Here is a 22627-nt window from a genome sequence, read left to right on the forward strand (position 1 = left end):
TACGATCAAGCACCGTGCCTGTGACAGCCCCGACGTCCCGTGTTTCCGCACGTACCGCCCGTCTGATCGCGATCGTCGCGGGTGTTCTCGGCGTCGTGCTGTGCGCTCTCACCCCGCTCCTGCCGGTGAAGGCCACCGACGCCGACATCACCTGGCCCGCAGGTCAGGAGCTCGCGGCGGAGACGTCATCGGTGATGGCGCCGCTCATCGCGCAGACCCCGCAGACGCTCGAGGCGCGCATCCCGTGTTCGACGCTTACCGGCGCTCGCAACGGCGTCGTCCTCTCGACCATGCCGGTGAGCGCGCCGAAGTCGAAGGGCTCGTCGCTGTGGGTGACGAAGTCCGATCAGGCCGTCACCGTCACGTTCCGCAACAGCGTCGCGGCCACCGCGGCCCGCGCCGAACTCGACCGTTGCCGCGAGCTGCACATCTTCTCCGCCCCGAGCGGACCCGGCGCCCGGTTCGTCGGCCTCGGTGACTCGACGGTGCTGCCGCCGGAGAAGCGACCGCAGGTCGCCGGCATCTTCAGCGAACTGAGTGCCGAGCAGGCCCGCGCCGCGGCCGACGCCGGGATGTCGGTCTCGATCGACATCGACAACCGCTACGAGTCCTCGCCGACGGTCCTGAAGATCATCGTGATGGTCCTCGCCGTGATCTCGGTGATCGTGGCCCTGGTCGCCCTGGCCCTTCTCGACCGCATCCAGGGCTACCACCGGCGGATCGGGGCCCGCACCCACGCCTGGTGGCACTCACTGAAGCCGCGCGCCGCCGACCTGGTCGTGACGACGATCCTGCTGATCTGGCTGTTCCTGGGTGCCGGGTCGCCCGACGACGGTTACGTCCTCAACATGGGCCGCACCGCCGACGGGTTCGGTTACCTGGCCAACTACTACCGCTACTACGGCATCCCCGAGGCGCCGTTCGACTGGTACTACAGCTTCCTCTCGATGTGGTCGTCGATCTCGCCGTCGATCCTGTGGATGCACATCCCGGCACTCGTCGCCGGCCTCGTGTCGTGGTTCGTGCTCAGCCGGGTGCTGCTGCCGCGTCTCGGCCCGGCGGTGCGTCGCAGCTCGTGGGCGACCTGGGCTGCCGCCCTAACCTTCACGGCGTTCTGGCTGCCGTTCTGCAGCGGCCTGCGCAGCGAGGGCATCATCGTCCTCGGCTCCCTGTTGACCTGGTGGGCAGCCGAATACGCCATCTCCACCCGACGCCTGCTGCCGGCGGCGCTGGCCGCGGCGCTCGCCGGGTTCACCCTCGCGCTCGCCCCGCACGGCGTCGTGGGTGTCGCGATCCTGCTCGTCGCCGCCCGCGCGTTGCTGCACATCCTGCTCCGACGACGCAACGAGCTCGGCGGTTCGACGTGGACGTCGACCGCGGCGCTCGTCGCGCCGATCGTCGCCGCCGGGATGGTCGTACTGGTGATCGTGTTACGGGACCAGACGCTCGCGACTGTGCTCGAGGCCGTCAAGCTCCGCTACACCGTCGGCCCGGTGATCTCCTGGCACCAGGAGTTCTTGCGGTACTACTTCATCTCGGTCGTCACCGACGACGGCTCGCTGACCCGGCGGGTGCCACTGCTGCTGCTTCTCGCCGGCCTGTTCGTCGTGGTCGCGGTGATGCTGCGGCGCACCAGGATTCGCGGTGTCGACCCCGGCCCGGTGTGGCGTCTCGTCGGCGCCGTCGGCGTGACCCTGCTGCTGTTCGTGTTCACCCCGACCAAGTGGACGATCCAGTTCGGCGTGCTCGCCGGTCTCGCGGCGGCGATCGCCGCGGCCGCGACCCTCGCCGTCGCCCAGTCCGCAGCACGGTCGGCACGCAACCTCACCGTCTTCGTGTCGGGTCTGCTGTTCGCGATGGCCGCGGCGATGGCCGGTTACAACTCCTGGCCGTTCGCCTACGAGTACGGCATCTCCTGGTTCGACCGGGCGCCCGTCATCGCCGGCTACGGGGCGTCGACGCTGTTCCTGATCCTCGCCGTCCTCGCCGCCGCCCTGGCGGTGTGGCAACATCTGCGACTCGACTACGTCACCAATCGCGGACTCGCTCACAGCGACACCGGCCCCGGCGAGACCCGCGCGGATCGTCGCCGCCTGTTCCTCGCATCCTCGCCGATCGCGGTGATCGCCGGACTCCTCGTCGTCGTCGAGATGCTGCTGTTCGTCAAGGCCGCCGTCACCCGGTATCCGGCACCGACGGTGCTCACCGAGAACCTGAACACCCTGCGCGGCAACCCGTGTGGCCTCGCCGACGAGGTGCTCGTCGAAGTCGACCCGAACACCGGCATGCTCACCCCCGCCGGCGGTGCGTCGGCGACCGAGGCACTGCGCGGCGAGAACCCGGTGGGCTTCTCCCCCAACGGCATCCCCGGCGACCTGCAGCCCGAACCGGGAAGCCAGCGCCCGGGCCAGATGAACGTGTCGGCGAGCATGGCACGCCCGTTCGCCATCACCGGCGGACTCGGCTCCGGGACCACCGGCGGCCGCGGACCCGAAACCGTCAACGGGTCGAACGCCAAGCTCCCCTACGGACTCGACCCGGCCACCACGCCCGTGCTCGGCAGCTACGGATACAACGGCGAGGCGCGCCTGACGACGGGCTGGTACGACCTGCCCGCCGACCGTGCCGCGTCGCCGCTGCTCGTGTTCAGCACCGCGGGCGCCGTCTCGACCATCGACACCTTCGGGGTGCGCAACTTCGGGCAGAAGATGGTCGTGCAGTTCGGCCGTCCCGGCCCCGACGGCTCGTTCCAGCAGGTCGGCCCGGACATCCTGCCCATCGACCCCGGACCGGTGATCCTCAACCGCCCGTGGCGCAACATGCGGGTGCCGATGGCGGCCGCACCGCCGGCCGCGACCGTGATGCGACTGTCGTTGCAGGACAACAACCTCGGCGACAAGCAGTTCATCGGGATCACCCCGCCGCGCGCGCCGCAGCTGCAGACCCTGCAGGAGGTCGTCGGGACGACGGCGCCGACCCTGATCGACTTCGGGGTGGCCTCGCACTTCCCGTGCCAGCAGCCGATGGGTGTCTCGCACGGCGTCGCCCAGGTCCCGCAGTGGCGGATCCTGGGTGACTACCCGCTGACCAACTCGCAGTCCAAGACCTGGCAGGCGGGGGTCGACGGCGGCCTGCTGGCCATCTCGGAGGCGACGACCTCGGCCCAGGCCGTGTCGACCTACCTCAAGGACGACTGGGTCCGCGAATGGGGCGCCCTGGAGAAGCTGACGCCACTGGTACCCGACGCACCGAACGCACAGATCGACACCGCACAGACGACGCAATGGGGCTGGTCACGCGCCGGCTCGATCAGGGTGGAGCCCGAATCGGATGAGTGAACCCAACCCCACGAGCACGGCCCCGCAGGCCGACGAGCGGCCCGGACGCGACTATCGCACCGCGAAGATCGTCGCGGTCGTCACCGGCCTGCTGGGTTTCCTGCTCGCGATCGTCACGCCGATCCTGCCGGTGAACCAGACCACCGCCGAACTCGAATGGCCACAGGGCGATTCGGTCTCGGATGTGGCCGCACCACTGGTGGCCTTCGTCCCGATCGACATGGACATGTCCGTGCCGTGTTCGCTGGCCGCCCGCCTGCCCGCGCAAGGCGGTGTCCTCCTCTCGACGACGCCGGAGGGTGGACAGGACGACTCCGCTCGCGGCCTCTTCGTCCGCGCCACCGCCGACACGCTGACGATGATCGACCGCAACGTGGTGCTCCTCGACACCGACCGTGCGGCGGCGCAGGCCAACCCGAACTGCCGGATCGTGATGCACGCCGACGGTGAGGGCGTCGACGGCCGCTTCGAGGGCCTGCCCGCCCCGGACGCCGCCGATGGTGGTCTCAACGAGTTCGCCATCCCCGACCACGAGATGCGACCGCAGATCGTCGGCATCTACAGCGATCTGCCCGCCGACGTGTCCCGCGACGGGTTGTCGCTGCGCGCCACCATCGACACGCGCTACGTCACCTCGCCGACGCCGGTGAAGCTCGCGGCGATCGTGATCGGCATCGTGATGACGATCCTCTCGCTCATCGCTCTCGGTGTTCTCGACAGCCGGGACGGGCGGGCGCACAAGCGTTTCCTGCCGACCGGTTGGTGGACCATCCGCCCGCCGGACGTCGCGGTGTTCGCGATCCTGGCCTTCTGGTGGTTCGCCGGCGCCAACACCTCCGACGACGGCTACAACTTCACCGTCGGCCGCATCACCAGCGAGGCCGGATACGCGGACAACTACTTCCGCTACTTCGGTGTCCCGCAGGATCCCTTCGGCTGGCATTTCCAGGTCATCTCGGCGATGTCGCACATCAGCGTCGCCGCGCCGTTCATGCGCCTGCCCGCCTTACTGCTCGGCCTTCTCGGCTGGTGGCTCATCAGCCGCGAGGTGATCCCTCGTCTGGGCCGCACCGTCCGCAACAGCACGCCCGCGGTCTGGTCGGCGGCGTTCGTCTTCCTCGCAATCTGGTTGCCGTTCAACAACGGACTGCGCCCGGAACCCGCGGAGGCCGTGGGCGCGCTGCTCACCTGGTGCTGCGTGGAACGGGCGATCGCGACGCGGCGCCTGCTGCCGTACGCGATCGCGGTGGTGACCGCGGCCTTCACCCTCGCCCTCGCCCCCGGCGGGTTGATGGCGGTCGCCGCGCTACTCGCGGGCGTCCGGCCGATCGTCAAGACGCTCGTGTCCCGGCGTCGCCGCGACGGGCTGCTGCCGATGCTCGCGCCGATCCTGGCCGCCGGTACCGCGGTGCTCTTCCAGATCTTCTTCGACCAGCCCCTGGCCCCGCTGATCGCGGGCAACAAGGTCGCCTCCGACGTGGGGCCGACCCTGGAGTGGTGGCAGGAACCGATCCGGTACTACTACCTGATCCTGCCGACCGCCGACGGTACCCTCGCACGTCGTTTCGGCGTGCTGGCGATGATCCTCTGCCTGTTCGTCGTGCTCCTGCGCCTGCTCCGTCGCGAGCATCCCAACGGCGTTGCACGGGCCCCGATCTGGCGACTGATCGCGGTCACGCTCGGCACCATGTTCCTCATCGCGTTCACCCCGACCAAGTGGACCCACCACTTCGGCGTCTACGCCGGTATCGCCGCCGGTATCGCCGCCGCGGCGGGTGCGATGATGGCGCCGGCCGTCCTCCGGTCGCGTCGCAACCGCACCTTCTTCGCGGCCGCCGTCCTCGCGATCACCGGGATCTCCTTCGCCGGCACCAACGGCTGGTGGTTCGTCGGCAGCTACGGCGTGCCGTGGTGGGACCGCCCGCCGGCCGTCGGCGGGATCAACGTCGCGTGGTTCATCCTCCTCGCTGCGGTGGTCACCGCCCTGGCCGGTCTGTGGTTCCACTTCCGCGACGACTTCGTCGACGAGCAGACCCGGACCCTCGGTGGCGACCGGTGGTACTCGAAGCTCAAGTTCTCACCGCTGCCGGTGATCTCCGGCCTGATGGTGCTGTTCATGGTCGCCTCGTTCCTGAAGGGCGCCTACGAGCAACGGGACTCCTGGTCCTGGATGAAGTCCAATGCCCGTGCCCTGACCGGCAACTCGTGCGGTCTGGCCAACGATGTCCTCGTCGAGGCCGATCCGACCGCCGGCCTGCTCTCTCCGGCGGCAGTCAACGGACGTCCGGCACCCGCTGTCGCACAAGCACTCTCGGGTTCGGACTCGACCGGCTTCACGCCCAACGGCGTCCCCGACAAGCTGTCGGTGGACGCGACCGAGAGCGACACCTCGTCCACCACGACCGCCCAGAACACCGCGCAGACCGGCGCCGGTGCGGACGAGTCCGCCGACTCGTCGTCGGCGCAGGGTGGCACCGAGGGCGGACAGGGTGCGCGCGGGATCAACGGGTCGACGGTCCGTCTGCCGTTCGGGCTGAACCCAGCTGCGACACCGGTTCTCGGCAGCTACGGCTCGCCGTCGGGCTCCGCCTCCCTGACGACGGACTGGTACCAGCTTCCCGAACGTTCCGACGACGCCCCGCTGCTCACCATGGCGGTCGCCGGGTCGGTCGAGGCCGTCGACGGAATCGGCGTCGTCCACGCCGGCCAGAAGGTGATCGCGCAGTTCGGTCGTGTCGGCGCCGACGGCCGGGTGGTGCCGACGGGACAGATGTTCCCCATCGACATCGGTGAGGTCCCGACCTGGCGCAACCTGCGGTTCCCGCTGGCCGATTCGCCGGCACAGTCGACCGTGGTGCGCATCCTGGTCGAGGACACCGCAGCGGCGTCGTCGGAGTGGGTGGCCATCACCCCGCCGCGCGTCAGCAGGCTGGCGACCCTGGACGATGTCGTCGGCCGGACCGACCCGGTCTTCATCGACTGGCTGCCCGGTCTGGTCTTCCCGTGCCAGCAGCCGATGAAGGTCCGGCACGGTGTACTCGAGGTGCCGAAGTGGCGGATCATGCCCGACGCCGAGGCCACCAGGAAGAACAGCCAGACCTGGATGTCGGGCACCGCGGGCGGACCGTTGGGCATCACCGAGGCGATGCTGCGTCCGACGCTGCTACCGACGTACCTGCGCAACAACTGGGGCCGCGACTGGGGCGGCCTGCAGCGGTTCACCGAGATCATCCCGGCCCCGCCTGCCGAGATCGAACTCGGGGAGGCACGACGGTCGGGGCTGTACGACCCCGCCCCGATGCGTTCCAGCGGGTACTGAGGCTCTGACCTGGTCCGACGAGGGTGTCGCGGTGCTACCCGCAACACCCTCGTCGAAACCAGGCGACCTCCGTTCGTTACCGCACCGTGACCTCCAATCTCGGTTGCGTCACTCATCCCGCGCGACCCTCGATCCCGCCGTGACCGCGGCCTAGCGTCGTGTCATGAGTAAATTCACGGCACCAGGACTCAGCACGGAATCGGCCGATGAGGTGGCCGGGATTCTGCAGGAGCGCCTCAGCGCACTGAACGACCTGCATCTCACCCTCAAGCACATCCACTGGAACGTGGTCGGCGCGAACTTCATCGGGGTACACGAGATGATCGACCCGCAGGTCGAACTCGTCCGCGGCTACGCCGACACCGTCGCGGAGCGCATCGCGACCCTGGGTTCGTCGCCCAAGGGCACGGCCAAGGCGATCGAGACCGACCGCTCGTGGAGCGATTACTCCATCGGTCGCGACACTGCACAGGCACACCTCGGAGCCCTCGACCTCGTCTACGAGGGCTTCATCACCTCGCACCGGGACGCGATCGAGAAGATCGGTGAGATCGACCCGATAACCGAGGACGTCCTGATCGGGCAGACCGCTGAACTCGAGAAGTTCCAGTGGTTCGTCCGCGCCCATCTCGAGAGCTACACGGGCGAGCTGAGTCACGCCGGCGCCAGCAGCGAGAAGGAAGCCGCCGATGCCGCACGCTGACCGCTAGACCGGGTGCGGGGCCATCGCCCGGTCCCGCACCGAAACCGCGGTCGCGACCGCCCCCACCACCAGCTCGCGGCCGCGGTTTCCCCCCTCTCGACCCGAACACGTTGCGAGAGTTGATCTCTCGATGTGGTACGGGTGTTGTCGCACGTCCAACCGTCGACGCACTGTTACTCTGGGCACAGGCTTAGGCCGTGAACAGGATGTGAAGACAATTGCGTCCGCCGGATCGATCGGGGCGCCCTCGCTCTGACGGGGAGGTACGTGTGGCTGAAACACGATCATTCACGCTGTTCGACGATCTGGAGCTCCACATGCAGTTCGCGCCGGTGTGCCGGCTGTCGGACGGAGCGTTGGCTGCCGTCGAACTACAGCTCCGTGGACCCGCCGGAACCCGCCTCGCCACCGCCGCCGCCCTCAAGCGGGCCGCACGGCTCGTCGAAGAGCACCCGGTGCTGGACGAGCGTAAGCGGAAGATGGCCGCCAGCCCGCGCGCGCAGTCGCTGGCCAAAATCCTTCCGCTCCTGGTCAACCTCGATCTGGAACTGATCGACAATCTCGACGAGGAGACCACTCACACGCTCGAGCGCCACGTCATGGTGATCCTGCCCGACTCCGTCGAACGCAGTCCCCAGCGCACGCTGGCCCGGGTCGCGCAGGCCCGCGCCGCGGGCAAGATCATCTGTGTCGACGGCCTGGTCCGCAGCGAACACGCCGCCACCCTGCTGTCGCTCGTCGAACCGGACATCATCGTGACCGGTGCCGAGCTCCTCGCCAAGCAGGCCACCGCCGATGCCGCACAGCTCGCCCACGCCCTTGCCGCGCACACCGAACGCAGTCATGCCGTGGTGATCGCCGAGGGCGTCGACGACGAGTCGTCCCGGGTGACCGCCCAGACGATGGGCGCGGCCTTCGGTATCGGCGATCTGTACCCGCCGGTGTCCGACCCGTCGACTCTGGCGACGCGGACCATCGTCCCGCTGCCCGACATGCCGGTGTGGACGACCCCGGACTCGGAGAAGTCGACCCCGTATCGCATCGCATCGACCTCCATCGAGCCGCGCATGGGCAACAAGCGCCTGCTCATCGAGATGAGCAAGGCCTTGGAACACCAGGCCGCGATCGGGGGCGCCGCCATCGTGCTGGGCACCTTCCAGTTCGCCGAGCACTTCACTCCCCGCACCGCCAAGCGGTGGCGGGAGATGTCGACCCAGACCGGCCTGGCCGGCGTCTACGGCGTCGGGCTCCCCGACGTGCGGGACGGCAACGTGCACCGAGCGCCCCTCGATCCCGAGGACGACCTGATCAACGAGTGGAACGTCGCGGTCCTCGGCCCGCACTTCGCCGCACTGCTCTCCGCGCGCGACCAGCACGACGCCGGCCCCGACCTGGAGCGCACCTTCGAGTTCGTCCAGACCTATGACCGGATGACCGTCACGCAGGCCGTTCACTCGATCCTGGCCAGGTTCGCCTGAGTTCCCGACGGGAGCTCGATTTGGGATTGTCACAGCATCGCTGACTACGATGCGCCTGTGCCGAAGTCGCCTGGAGTGTCCGAATCAGACGAGCCCACCGTCGGCGCCGACACCCCCGTAGCGCAGTCTTCCGATCGTTCCTCGCGGCCCGTGGCGATCGTGGCCGCGGTGGCCGGACTGGTCGCCCTCGCCGCCGGTGTGCTGACCCCGTTCCTGCCGGTCACCACGTCGACGGCGTCGATCACGTGGCCGCAGAGCCAAGAGCTGGGCGCGGAGTCGGCGTCGGTCACCGCACCGCTGGTCGCGCAGACCGCACGCGATGTGCAGATCACCATCCCGTGCCGGGTGCTGGCGGCCACGCCGGGCGATGCGACCACGACGGTGCTGTCGACGATGCCGGCGAGCGCCACGAAGGCGAGTGAGAACGGTCTCTTCGTGGTGGCCGACGCCGCGAATGTGACGGTGTCGGTCCGCAACAAGACCCTGGCCTCGGTACCGCGTTCCGCTCTGGCGGGGTGCGACGACCTACGCATCTTCTCCGACGCCACCACGACCGGCGCCCAGTTCGTCGGCGTGCCCCCGGGTGCGGCGAGCGCCGGTGGCGGCGATGTGGGCCTGGCCGAGCCGTCGTCGAATCCGCAGATCGCGGGTGTGTTCACCGGCCTGACCACCGAGCAGGTCCGGGCGTCGGGCATCGACGTGCGGATCGAGATCGACGACCGCTTCGACTCCTCGCCGTCGGTGATCAAGTGGCTGGTCATGATCATCGGCGTCGTCGCGGCGATCGTCGCGCTGATCGCGGTGGGCCGACTCGACCGCATCCACGGCTACCACCGCCGGGTGGGCGGCAGGCTCCGCTGGGGAAAGGTGCTGCGGCCGACGCCGACCGACATCGGCGTCACCCTGACGCTCGTCGTGTGGCACTTCCTGGGTGCCGGGTCGCCGGATGACGGCTACATCCTCAACATGGGCCGCAACGCCGCGGACGCGGGCTACCTGGCCGACTACTACCGCTTCTACGGCATCCCCGAGGCGCCGTTCGACTGGTACTACAACTTCCTCGCCTACTGGTCGACGATCTCGACCACCGGCCTGTGGATGCGTCTGCCCTCGTTGATCGCCGGCCTTGCCGCCTGGTTCATCCTCAGCCGGGTGCTGCTGCCGCGTCTCGGCGGCGCCGTCCGCCGGTCCCAGTGGGCGATGCTGACCGGTGCAGCGGTGTTCCTGGCGTTCTGGCTGCCGATGTGTTCGGGTCTGCGCAGTGAGGGCATCATCGTGCTCGGCACGCTCCTCACCTGGTGGGCGGTCGAGGTCACGGTCTCGACGCGCCGGATGCTCCCCGCGGCACTCGCCGCGCTCACCGCGCTGCTGACGCTCGCACTGGCCCCGCACGGCCTGGTCGCGCTGGCTCTGCTGATCGCCAGCGCCCGGCCGTTGCTGCGCATCCTCGTCCGCCGCCGTCGTGAAGACGGTCTGCTGCCGCTCCTCGCACCTGTCCTCGGTGCGGGTGCGCTCGTCGTCATCGTCGTCTTCCGCGACCAGACGCTGGCGACGGTCTTCGAGGCGATCCGCATCCGCTACTCGGTCGGACCGACGCTGGCCTGGTACCAGGAGCTGCTGCGCTACTACTTCCTGGCCGTGAACCACACCGACGGTGCACTCGCACGACGCATCCCGGTGCTGCTGTTCGCCGTGTCGATGTTCCTCGTACTCGCGATCATGTTGCGTCGCAAGCGGATCGACGGAGTCGACCCCGGGGCCGTGTGGCGCGTCCTGGGCGCATCGTTGCTAACGATCCTGCTGCTGTCGTTCACGCCGACCAAGTGGACGATCCAGTTCGGCATCTTCGCCGGCCTCGGCGCGGCGCTGGCCGCCGTCGCCTGTGTCGCGATCGGCCAGGCGGCGAGCCGAACGCTGCGCAACCTGTCGATCCTGATCGCCGGCCTGCTCGTGGCGTGCGCCGCCGCCGCGGCCGGCAAGAACGCGTGGCCGTGGCCGTACAACTTCGGCATCGCCTGGTTCGACAAGGCACCGGTCATCGCCGGGATGCAGGTGTCCACGGTGCTGCTCGCGCTGGCCGTCGTCGCGCTCGTATTCGCCGTCTGGCAGCACCTGCGCATGGACTACGTCGACGAGACCGGCCTGTCCCACGACCAGGGCGCCGCTCCGGCCGGTTGGCGCATCGGCGTCGCCTCGGCACCGATCGCGGTGATCGCCGTCCTCATCGTCGTCTGCGAGCTCGCGGTCTTCGCCAAGGCCGCGGTCAGCCGGTCCGACACGTTCACCGTGCTGTCGGCCAACCTCGACTCCCTGCGCGGCAACACGTGCGCCATGGCCGACGCGGTGCTCGTCGAGCCGGACCCCAACAAGGGCACACTCGCCCCCGCTGACGGCGGATCGGCGTCGAAGACCCTGGAGGGCGACTCGCACGGCTTCAGCCCCTACGGCGTGAAGCCCGACCTGACACCGCAGGCCGGTGCCCAGAAGCCCGGCGCGATGAACACCTCCGCGGACCTCTCCAAGACCTTCATCGTCTACGGTTCCAACCCCGGCACCGCGGGCGGCGTGGGCCCGCGCGGGGTCAACGGCAGCACCGCCGCGCTCCCGTACGGCCTCGACCCGGCCACCACGCCGGTCATGGGCAGCCACGAGACCAGTGACGGACAGGCCACGCTGACCACCGGGTGGTATCGCCTCCCGGATCGCGACGCCTCGCCGCTGATCGCCGTCACCGCCGCGGGTGCCGTGTTCACCTACGACCGCGACGGTGTCCCGATCTTCGGGCAGACGCTGCAGGTCGAGTTCGGCCGCGAGGTCGACGGCGAGTTCGTCGAGGTCGGCGCACCCGCGGTCCCGATCGACGCCGAGCGGTCGAACCGGCCGTGGCGCAATCTCCGCATCCCGATGGACCGCGTGCCCGCCGATGCCACGGTGATGCGCCTCGTCGCCAAGGACAACAACCTCGACGCCGACCAGTGGCTCGCGATCACGCCGCCGCGTGCTCCGGTCCTGGAGACCCTGCAGCAGGTGGTCGGTTCGACCGATCCGGTTCTCATCGACTTCGCCGCCGGCGCCTGGTTCCCGTGCCAGCGGCCGATGACCGCCCACGAGGGCGTCTTCGACGTCCCCGACTGGCGAATCCTGCCGGAATCCTGGATCGCCAACTCGCAATCCAAGACCTGGATGGCCGCCGAGGACGGCGGCCTGCTGACGACCGTCGAGGCACTGACCCGGCCGTCGACGGTGGCGACGTATCTCGACAACGACTGGTATCGCGAGTGGGGCAACCTGCAGCGACTCAACCCGCTGGTGCCGCAGGCGCGGCCGGCGGACGTGACAACCGGGTCGGCGACCACATGGGGATGGTCACGACCCGGCCCGATCAGGGTGGTGCCCGAAGATGACTGACCGCGTTGACGCTCCCATCGAAGCGGAGCACAACGACTCGCCGCCGGCGAAACGGGAGCAGAGTTTCTCCGAACGCCATGCGGGCAAGGCGCGCATCGTCGCCATGGCGGCGGGCGCGCTCGGCATCCTGCTGGCGCTGCTGAGCCCGTTCCTGCCGGTCGACTACACGAAGTCCGAACTCGTCTGGCCGCAGCAGGGTTCGGTCGCCAACGTCGCCGCACCGAACGTGTCGTTCGTGCCGGTGTCGATGGAGGTCTCCGTCCCGTGTGCGCTGGGTGCGTCGCTCCCGCGCACCGGCGGCGTCCTGCTGTCCACGGTGCCCGAGGGCGGTGCGGAGGCCGGGAAGGTCGGCCTGTTCATCCGGGCCACCGCCGACTCCCTGCAGGTCGTCCAGCGAAACGTGGTGCTGCTCAACACTCCACGCACGGCCGCCCAGAACGCCCCGGACTGCCGCATCGTCGTCGACGCGGACACCGACGGCAGCCGCGGCTCGATCCAGGGCGTGCCCGAGACCGCGGGTGCGATCCACGAGTTCGATCTCCAGGACCCGAACGCGCGTCCGCAGATCATCGGCGTCTACTCGGGACTGCCGTCGACCGTGTCCACCGAGGGACTGTCCTTCCGGTCGACCATCGACACCCGATTCGTCTCCACCCCCACGAGTCTCAAGTTCTGGCTGCTGGTGCTGGGCGTGGCGTCGACCATTCTGTCGCTGGCCGCCCTGGCGGTTCTCGACGCCCGTGACGCCCGCGGGCACCACAAGATCTTCCCGGCCGGCTGGTGGCGGGTCCGCCCGGTCGACGGCTTCGTCGCACTCGTCTTGGGAATCTGGCTGTTCGTCGGCGGCAACACCGCCGACGACGGGTATCAGGTGACGGTCGGCCGGATCGCCCGCGAGGCCGGCTATCTCGACAACTACTACCGCTACTTCGGCGTGCCGCAGGATCCGTTCGGCTGGCACTACCAGTACCTGTCGGTGTGGATGGACGTCAGCACGGCCACCCCGTGGCTCCGCCTGCTGCCGTTCGGTTTCGCGATGGCATCGTGGTGGCTGATCTCCCGTGCCGCGATCCCCCGCCTGGGTCGTGCGGTCCGCGAGTCGACGCCCGCGATCTGGGCCGCCGCCCTGGTCTTCCTCGCCGTGTGGATGCCGTACAACAACGGTCTGCGCGTCGAACCGCTGATCGCACTCGGAACCCTGTTCACGTGGGTCTGCGTCGAGCGGGCCATCGCCACCGGGCGGTTCTTCCCACTGACGGTCGCCATAATCTCGGCGGCGTTCACGCTGACCATCCACCCCACCGGGGTCATCGCGGCGATCGCGCTCATCGCCGGTATCCGGCCGCTGCTCAAGCGGTTCATGGTGCGCCGCAAGCGCGATGGCGTCCTTCCGCTGCTGCTGCCGATCCTGGCCGCGGGTCTGGCGGTGATGTTCGAGATCTTCGCCGACCAGCCGCTCGCCCCGATCCTGGAAGCGGTGTCGGTCAACGGTCAGGTCGGTCCCACCAACAAGTGGTGGGAAGAACCGATGCGCTACTACATGCTGATGAACCCGACCGCGGACGGCGGCATCGCCCGACGCTTCGGTGTCCTGATCGTGTTCACGTGCTTCGTCCTCGTGGTGATCATGCTGCTCAACCGGCGGCGTCTGCCCGGCATCGCGACGGCACCGACGTGGCGTCTGCTGGCCATGGTCGCGGGTTCGGTTGTGCTGATGGCGTTCCTGCCCACCAAGTGGACCCACCAGATGGGTGTGTACGCGGCGATCGGCGGTGCGCTCGCCGCGGTGGCGACCGCGTGTGCGGACCGGACGATCATGCGGCGCCGCCGGAATCGCACGCTGTTCGCGGCCGCCTGCGCCTACGTCCTCGCCCTGGCGTTCTCCGGACGCAACCAGTGGTGGTACGTCGGCAGCTACGGAATCCCTTGGCGCGACGCCGTTCCCGATGTCAAGGGCATCCCGCTGTGGACCGGCATCCTCGCCGTTGCGGTCGCACTGACACTGCTGGGCCTCTGGCAGCACTTCCGCGACGACTACGTCGACGAGGCGGTCCGTGCGGGCTCGTCGACGTCGCTGTTCTCACGCCTGCGGAGTCCGTCGATCATCATCGTGTCGGCGATCATGCTGGTGTTCACCCTGGTCTCGTTCGCGAAAGCAGACTGGACGCAGCGCAATTCGTGGTCGTGGCTCAGCTCGAACGTGAACGCGCTCAAGGGCGAACCGTGTGCGCTCGCCGACGCCGTGCTCGTGGAGAGCGACCCGACCGCCGGGCTCCTCGCCCCGGCACGCGTTGCCGGACAGAACAATCCGTCGCCGGGTGCGGCCCTCGCGGGCGCGGGCATGGCGGGCTTCGATCCCAACGGCGTCGCGTCGGATCTCTCCGAGGACACCGAGGAGGAGTCCGACGACTCCGCGGGCACCTCGACCGCCGAGGTCGATCGCACGCAGACCGATCCGACCGAGGACGGCAGCAGCTCTGACGACACCACCACGTCGTCGACCGACACCAGCGGCGGTCGTACCGCGCAGGCGGGCGTCAACGGCTCGACGGTGAAGCTGCCGTTCGGACTGTCACCGTCCAAGACCCCGGTGTTGGGCACCTACAACTCCCCCACCGGGACCGGGAACCTCACCTCCGACTGGTACCAGCTGCCCGAGGGGCGTTCCGACGCCCAGCCGCTGGTGACCATGTCCGTGGCCGGTTATGTCGAGTACATCGACGACCTCGCGGTCGTCCGGCCGGGCCAGAAGGTGCGGTTGCAGTTCGGCCGCGTCGCACCGGACGGCACGGTGGCCCCCGCCGGTCAGATGATGCCGCTCGACATCGGTGGCGCACCCGAGTGGCGCAACCTGCGTTTCCCGCTGGATCAGGCACCTCCGGGCGCCTCCGTGGTCCGCGTGCTCGCCGAGGACACCTCTCCGCTGCGCGATCAGTGGCTCGCCGTCACCCCGCCGCGGGTGTCGTCGATGGAGACGCTCAACAAGCTCGTGGGCAGCGAGGATCCCGTCCTCATCGACTGGGAGGCCGGACTCGCGTTCCCGTGCCAGCGACCCGCTCAGGTCAAATACGGCGTCCTCGAGACGCCGGTCTGGCGGATCTCCCCCGACCGCGAGGGCGAGCGGGTGAACTCGCAGCGCTGGATGGCCGGCGACGCCGGTGGTCCGTTGGGCATCATCGAGAACGAGGTGCGCGGCCGCGTCTACCCGTCGTACCTGGGCAACGACTGGGCGAAGGACTGGGGCTCGCTCCAGGGCCTCACCCCGATCCTGCCGCAGACCGACGCGGAGCTGATCATCACCACCGAGACCCACAACGGCCTCTGGACACCGGGGCCGATGCGGGCGATCGGCAACTGACACCCTCCGCAAACCCTCCCTTTTTCCGTAAACCCGCCACCTCGTGAAGGGGTGGGCCTACGGAAAAGGGGTGGGTTTGCGCTAGATCGGCATCAGGAAGTGCTTGCGCGGGGTCTTGAGGACCTGCTTGTCGCGCAACTGCGCCAAAGCCTTCCGGAGCTGCAGGCGGGTCTCGGCGGGCTCGATGACCGCGTCGACGTAGCCGCGTTCGGCCGCGAGGTAGGGCGTGGCCATCATCGTGTTGTAGAAGTCGATGAAGTCACGACGAACCTTGTCGGCCTCGGCAGCCGAGAGCCCTTCGGTCTGACGACGAGTCAGCACGGCGGCGGCCGATTCGGCACCCATGACGGCAATCTTGGCTGTTGGCCAGGCGAAGTTGATGTCGGCACCGAGGTGCTTGGAACCCATCACCGCATAGGCGCCGCCGTAGGCCTTGCGCAGCACCACGGTGACCTTGGGGACGTCGGCCTCCACGTAGGCGTAGAGGAAGCGACCCGACCGGCGGATGGTGCCCTTCTGCTCCTCGGCGAGGCCGGGGAGGATGCCCGGCGTGTCCACGAGGAACACCAGCGGGATGTTGTAGGCGTTGCAGATCCGGACGAAACGCGTCGCCTTCTCCGACGAATCTGTGTCCAGCACACCGGACATGACGCTCGGCTGGTTCGCGACGACGCCCACCGACCGGCCGTCCACACGTGCGTAACCCGTGATGATGTTGGGCGCGAACAGTTCTCCCACCTCGTGGAAGGCACCGTCGTCGAACAGCCGGATGATGATGTCCTTCATGTCGTAGCCGGCGTTGTCGTTGTCCGGCATGAAGTCGTTGAGCGACAGATCCGACTCGGTGATCTCGGGTTCGAGTCCCGGGTTGATCACCGGCGGTTCCTCGTACGCGCTCGACGGCATGTACTGCAGGTACTCGCGGACCCAGTCGAACGCGGCCTTCTCGTCGGGCGCGATGTGGTGGATGTTGCCCCAGCGCGCCTGGTTGTGGGCGCTGCCCAGATCCTCGGCGGAGATCTCCTCGCCGTTGACCTGCTTGAGCACGTCCGGGCCGGTGACGAACATGTACGACTTGTTCTCGACGGCGACGAGGATGTCGGTGTTGGCCGGCGTATAGACGGCACCGCCCGCACACTTGCCGAGGATGACCGAGATCTGCGGTGCGAGACCGGAGAGCAGATCGTTGCGTCGGCCCATTTCTGCGTACCAGGCCAGCGAGGTGACGGCGTCCTGGATGCGGGCGCCCGCCGAGTCGTTGATGCCGACCATCGGGCAGCCGATCTTGCCCGCCCACTCCATCAGCGATGCGACCTTGCGGCCGAACATCTCGCCGACGGTGCCGCCGAAGACGGTCTGGTCGTGCGAGAACGCGGCGACGGGGCGTCCGTGGACGAGGCCGTGGCCGGTGACCACACCGTCGCCGTACCCGCTCTCCGCGGCGCCCGGCATCTTGGCGAGCGCGCCGATCTCGACGAACGTCCCGGGGTCGAACAGCATGGCCAGGCGTTCGCGAGGGGAGCAGATCCCCTTCGCCGCACGCTTGGCGACTGCCTTCTCCCCTCCGGGTTCGCGAGCGGCCTCCAGCTTTTGCCGGAGGTCGGCGAGCTTGCCTGCGGTGGTGTCAGTCACGGTCCTTCACTTTCTACGCGACCACGATGTCTCGTGAGGCTACTTCTTACCAAGCCGTCCGAGACGCATGGCCAGATCGGCGCCGATCTTGGCGATGTAGGGCTCGTCGACGATCGACAGGTGGTCGCCACCGATGTGGATGATCTCCAGGTCGTCGACGACCTCGCCCCACCGGCCGTCCTCGTCGATCTCGGCCCACTGCGGTTCGAGCTCGATCGCCCCGGCATGCATCTTGTCCGCGCGGTACAGCACGACCTTGCCGTCGTACGGTTCCGGCGCGATGTTGCTGAGCACGCGGTTCTCGATGAACGAGGTCCGCTGGTGTTCGATGATGCCGCCCGGGATCTTGGTGCCCGACATCGACATCATCTCCATGATGATCGCGAACTGACCCTCGTCGTCGGCCTCGACGAGCCGCTCCATCGGGATCGGCACATCCGGATCGAGGTCGTAGTTGCGGATCGCGAAGTCCTTCCACCGTTCCAGGCGGGCGCGCTTGGTCTCGGGGGTCTCGGTCATGTCCTCGCGAGGACGCACGACGTCGATCAGGCCGACGAAGGCGACCTCCTCGCCGGCTTCGCGGAGAACCTGGGCGACGCCGTAGGCGAGGGCACCGCCGAACGACCAGCCCACCAGCACGTACGGCCCGTTCGGCTGCAGTTCGCGCAGACGCGGGATGTACTCGCGGACACGGTCTTCGATCGTTCCCTCGACGCCGCGGTCGAAACCGATGACCGGCTGGTCGTCGGGCAGCCGCTTGAGCAGCGCCTCGTAGGCCGAGGTGTTGCCGCCGGCCGGGTGGAACAGCAGGATCGGGGTCGGGTCGCCCGCAGCGGGGTCGTAGACCTTCTTGCCCTCGGGAACCAGACGCAGGTAGCGCAGGAATCCGTCGGTCGACGCCCCGGCATCGAGGTGCTCGCGAACGTAGTTCGACATCTCCTCGATGGTCTCCGAGTCGAGGATGTCCTCGACGTCGATGTCGCCACCGGTGCGCTCGTTGAGGCGGTCGGTGAGCTGCTGGGCCGTCTCCTCCGACAGGACCGGCAGCTTGTTGAAGATGCCGCCCGCGGACTTCTTGGTCACGACCGCGTAGGTGCCGAAGGTCAGGCGCTCGGCCGCATCACGCGGCGGGACATCCGAACCCGCGGCCTCGGCGACCGCCTTCTGCGAGGTGATGTCGGTGGCCGGCTTGGCGGCCGCGACCGGTTCCGGATCGGTGCCCGGGGAGGTCGCGACGGCGTCCTCCACCTCCACGACATCCCGGGCCACCTCTTGCTTGGGCTCCGGGGACTCCTCGACGGCCGGCACGCCCGGGGTCGCGCCCTGGGCGTTCTGCTCGTCGATGTAGGCGTTGAGCGCTGCCGTGTCGAGTTCGCCTCCGCTGGCGGCGTTCTCGGCGAGATCGTCGAGCTGGTCGCGGTGGGTGACCGCGAACTCGACGAACTTCTGAACGTCGGCCAGGTTCGCCTGGCGCATCGCCTGCAGCTGTAGCTGCGGGATGTCGAACTCGTACTCGACGCGGTTCTTGATCCGCACGGCCATCAGCGAATCCAGGCCCAGCTCGATGAGCGGGATCTCGCGCGGCAGGTCCTCGGGGTCGTAACCCATCGACTCGCTGACGATGATCGCGAGGCGATCGCCCACGGTCTCACCGGATTCCGGATTCCACTTGTTGCCGATGTCGTCGACGATCTCGTCCTCGACGACGACCTTGTCGTCGGCGAACGCCGCGGCACCGGACTCGGGGGCCGCAGCGGGCGCGGACGCCGTCGCGGCGGTCTCGTCGAGGTCGCCGGTCACAGCGGCCTCGAAGAGCAGGCGGAAAATCTTGTCCGCCTTGACGTGCAGGCTCACCGACGCGCCACCCGGATGCGGGCTCAACGTGGTGGTGATGGTGCCGGTCGTCGGGACCTCACCGTGCGACACCGCCGCACCCACCGAGGCGTTCTTCAGCACCTGAGCGGCGGCGGCGTGCACCAAAGCGCGCGGGTCGGTGACGGCTGCGGCATTGACCTCCCAGGCGTGCCGGCCGTCGGGCAGCGCGACATGCGATCCGGGGACCGAACCGGCCGAGCCGCCCGAGGACAGCTTCGCCTTGAGCCAGAACTCCTTGCGCTCGAAGCGGGTTCGCGGAACGGCCGCATAGCCACCCGCGCCGAACAGCGACGCGACGTCGACCGGGTGGCCGTGCACGTACAGCTTCATCAGCGCGTTGACCAGACCGAAGCTCTCGTCTTCCTTGCGACGCAGCGTCTCGATGAGCTCGGCGTCGTGCAGGCCGGCCGAGAAGGTGACGGCCGCAACGGAGATCAGGACCGCCGGGTTGGGCGACAGCTCCAGGAAGGTGCGGTGACCGTTCTCCACGGACTTCGAGATGGCCTGGCTGAACCACACACTGTGGCGCAGACCCTTCAGGAAGTAGTCGATGGTGTGGACCGGCTCGTGGCCCGCGCGGTAGAACACCTCGCGGTCGACCGAGCTGTAGAACCCGGTGGTGAGCCGCCGCGGCTCGATGCCGGTGAGCTCGTAGGCGAGTTCGCCGAGGATCGGGTCCATCTGCGAGGTGTGACTCGCCCCCTTGGTCGCCAGCTTGCGGCCGAGTTTGCCCTCGGCCTCGGCCCGCTCGACGATCGCGTCGACCTGCGACTCCGGCCCGCCGATGACGGTGTGGGTCGGTGCCGCGTAGACACAGATCTCGAGGTCGGGGTAGTCGACGAGGACGTCGTTGATGTCCTCGGCGCTGTACTCGACCAGCGCCATCAGACGGATGTCGTCGCCCTGCAGCATCGACTCGCCTTCGCCCATCAGCCGCGAACGCTGGCAGATGACGCGGGTCGCGTCCTCCAGCGACAGGCCGCCGCTGATGTAGGAGGCCGACGCCTCGCCCATCGAATGCGGCACCAGCACACCGGGTTCCGCACCGTGGTGGCGCAGCGTGTCGGCGAGCGCGACCTGGATGGTGTAGATGCCGACCTGGCTGGTCTCGATGCCGTAGGTCTGCTCGTCGTCGAGGAACATGTCGGCGATCGAGTAACCCAGCTCGTTCTGGATGTGCGCGTCCACGCGGTCGACGTACTTCGCGAATATCGGGTTCTCGGTGTAGAGCTGCTTGGCCATCTTGCGGTGCTGCGAACCGAAGCCCGACAGCAGCCACACGGCCGACGCCGCATCCGGCGAATCCGAGGAGTACACCAGTGGATTGCCCTTGCCGTCGGCGATCGCCCGGACACCGGTGATGGCGTCGTCATGGGTGCGGGCCATCACGACGGCACGTGAACGGCCGTGGTTGCGGTGCGCGAGCGCGCGGCCGATGTCGGCGAGCGGGGTGGCCCGGCCCTCGTCGGACTCTAGCCACTCGAGCAGGTCGGCGGCGGTCTTGCGGCGGCGCGACGGCAGGAAGCCGGAGATCACCAGCGGGACGACCGAACCCTCGACGGCACACGGCGCGAAACCCTCGGCCGGGTCGGCCGCGGTCTCGGCGAGCGCCGGCTCGACATTCGCGGCCTGCGCGGCCAGAACGGCCCGCTCGGCCTCGGTCAGGTACTCGTCCTCATCGTCGAGATCCGGCTCGCCCGGAAGGGATTCCGTGGCCGGGAGCTCGGCTGCCGAGGCATCGACCGGAACCGTCTCCGGCTTCAGGTCGCTCGGCAGGACCTCGCGGACCACGACGTGCGCGTTGGTGCCCCCGAAGCCGAAGCCGGAGATACCGGCGACGGCGTGACCCGAGTAGCGGGGCCATTCGGTGGCCTCCGGGATCACCTTGAGGTTGGTCGCGTCGAACTGGATGTACGGGTTGGGACCGCTGTAGTTGCGCGACGCCGGGATGATCCCGTTCTTCAGCGCGAGGACGACCTTGGCGATCGCACCCGCACCGGCAGCGGACTCCATGTGTCCGTAGTTGGTCTTCACCGAACCGAGCAGCATCGGCTTGTCGGCGGTGCGGCCGCGACCGACGACGCGGCCGAGGGCGTCGGCCTCGATCGGGTCGCCGAGGATGGTGCCGGTGCCGTGGGCCTCGACGTAGTCGACGGTGCGCGGGTCGATCGCCGCGTCGGTGTACGCCGAACGCAGCACCTCGACCTGGGCCTCGGGGTTCGGGGCCGGCAGGCCGTTCGAACGTCCGTCGGAGTTGACGGCCGAGCCGGCGATGACCGCGAGGACCTCGTCGCCGTCGCGGCGGGCGTCGGCCATGCGCTTCAGCACCACGAGACCGCCGCCCTCGGCGCGGATCATGCCGTCGGCGTCGGCGGAGAAGGCCTTGATGTGGCCGTCCTTGGCCTGCGCGCCGATGCGGTCGAAACCGAGGGTCGCGGCGGGCGTGATCAGCATGTTGACGCCGCCGGCGAGGGCGACGTCGGATTCGCCGGTGCGCAGGCTGCGAACCGCCTGGTGAATCGCCACCAGCGACGACGAACACGCGGTGTCGATGGCGATCGACGGTCCGCGGAAGTCGTAGAAGTAGGAGACGCGGTTGGCGACGATGGCCGTCGAGGTACCGGTCAGCGCGTAGGCCGCGGTGTCCTCGGCGCCCTCGCCGAGTCCGAGGGTCGCGAGCAGCTGGTAGTCGTTGGTCGACGTACCGATGAACACACCGACCGGTGCGCCCTTGAGGTCGCTCGGCGGGATCTGGGCGTGCTCGAGCGCTTCCCAGGTGAGTTCCAGGGCGAGCCGCTGCTGCGGGTCGACCATCTCGACCTCGCGCGGGCTCATCTGGAAGAAGTCGGCGTCGAACGAGCGCACATCGTCGAGGTAGCCGCCCTTGATGTTCGAGGACTCCAGGATCTCGGCGAACCGCGGATCGGAGGTGAACTCGGTCCATCGGCCCTCGGGCAGATCGGAGATGCCGTCGACGCCGCCGACGAGCGCCTCCCACGTCGACTCCGGGGTGGTGCCGGACTTGGGGAAGCGGGTCGACAGGCCGACGATCGCGATGTCGTCGTCGGCGCTGCGCTCACGCCGCCAGAAGGTGTCGGCGGTGTCGTCGAGACCTTCGTCGGGGTCGCCGTCGATGATGCGCTGTGCCAGGGACGAGATCGTCGGGTGGTTGTAGACCACGGTCGCGGTCAGGATGACCCCGGTCTTGTCCTCGACGTCGGCGGCGAGCGCCACCGCGTCGCGCGAGGAGAGTCCGAGTTCTTCCATCGGGCGGTCGACGTCGATCTGGGCGACCGGCACGGCCGTCGCCTGCGACACCCATTCGCGCAGCCAGTCCCGCAGCTCGTCGACGGTGAGGTCACCGGCGGTCTCGCCTGGTGTGGCCTCACCGTTCGACGTCGCGTTGGTCGCGTCGGCGGTTGCTCCGTCTACCGAACCGGGGGTCTCGAGGGACGAGTCGTCGGGCAGATCGGTGCCGCGTGACTCGTCGGTATTCAGTTCAGACATCGCTTCCAG

General features: G+C 68.8%; 8 protein-coding genes. 6 read left to right on the forward strand and 2 right to left on the reverse strand.

The window, feature by feature from the left end; genetic code table 11:
* Positions 1-14 precede the first annotated feature (14 nt).
* The 6 genes from C5O27_RS03620 (at position 15) to C5O27_RS03645 (ending at position 15604) form a co-directional block, all read left to right on the forward strand.
* Positions 15-3338, forward strand: coding sequence for an arabinosyltransferase domain-containing protein (locus C5O27_RS03620; RefSeq protein WP_425269595.1), 3324 nt, complete (start codon positions 15-17; stop codon positions 3336-3338).
* Positions 3331-6657 (forward strand): arabinosyltransferase domain-containing protein, encoded by a 3327-nt coding sequence (locus C5O27_RS03625; RefSeq protein WP_127961934.1) that lies wholly within the window; start codon positions 3331-3333, stop codon positions 6655-6657. The genes C5O27_RS03620 and C5O27_RS03625 overlap by 8 nt, the downstream gene beginning before the upstream one ends.
* 163 nt (positions 6658-6820) lie before the next feature.
* Complete coding sequence (locus C5O27_RS03630) at positions 6821-7360, forward strand: Dps family protein (RefSeq protein WP_006358793.1); 540 nt, start codon at positions 6821-6823, stop codon at positions 7358-7360.
* 269 nt (positions 7361-7629) lie between these two features.
* Positions 7630-8838, forward strand: coding sequence for a DICT sensory domain-containing protein (locus C5O27_RS03635; RefSeq protein WP_127961935.1), 1209 nt, complete (start codon positions 7630-7632; stop codon positions 8836-8838).
* Positions 8839-8988: 150 nt separating this feature from the next.
* Positions 8989-12246 carry an arabinosyltransferase domain-containing protein gene (locus C5O27_RS03640; protein WP_127963750.1) on the forward strand — a complete coding sequence of 1086 codons (3258 nt, stop codon included), beginning with the start codon at positions 8989-8991 and terminating at the stop codon, positions 12244-12246.
* Complete coding sequence (locus C5O27_RS03645) at positions 12239-15604, forward strand: arabinosyltransferase domain-containing protein (protein ID WP_127961936.1); 3366 nt, start codon at positions 12239-12241, stop codon at positions 15602-15604. The genes C5O27_RS03640 and C5O27_RS03645 overlap by 8 nt, the downstream gene beginning before the upstream one ends.
* Before the next feature lie 81 nt (positions 15605-15685).
* On the opposite strand, the gene C5O27_RS03650 is transcribed toward C5O27_RS03645, so the two are convergent.
* Together C5O27_RS03650 and pks13 are read right to left on the reverse strand one after the other, a co-directional pair.
* Positions 15686-17236, reverse strand: coding sequence for an acyl-CoA carboxylase subunit beta (locus tag C5O27_RS03650; RefSeq protein WP_127961937.1), 1551 nt, complete (start codon positions 17234-17236; stop codon positions 15686-15688).
* 39 nt (positions 17237-17275) lie between these two features.
* Entirely contained in the window at positions 17276-22618 is a 5343-nt protein-coding gene (gene pks13, locus C5O27_RS03655; protein WP_127961938.1) for a polyketide synthase Pks13, read from the reverse strand.
* Positions 22619-22627: the final 9 nt, after the last annotated feature.

It is taken from the genome of Gordonia alkanivorans, assembly GCF_004011905.1.
Lineage (GTDB): Bacteria > Actinomycetota > Actinomycetes > Mycobacteriales > Mycobacteriaceae > Gordonia > Gordonia alkanivorans.

What these genes read in the sequence shown, in the direction of transcription:
- C5O27_RS03625 (WP_127961934.1), top strand. Translation starts at nt 3,331, where the DNA reads ATGAGTGAACCCAACCCCACGAGCACGGCCCCGCAGGCCGACGAGCGG.
- C5O27_RS03630 (WP_006358793.1), top strand. Translation starts at nt 6,821, where the DNA reads ATGAGTAAATTCACGGCACCAGGACTCAGCACGGAATCGGCCGATGAG.
- C5O27_RS03645 (WP_127961936.1), top strand. Translation starts at nt 12,239, where the DNA reads ATGACTGACCGCGTTGACGCTCCCATCGAAGCGGAGCACAACGACTCG.
- pks13 (WP_127961938.1), bottom strand. Translation starts at nt 22,618, where the DNA reads ATGTCTGAACTGAATACCGACGAGTCACGCGGCACCGATCTGCCCGAC.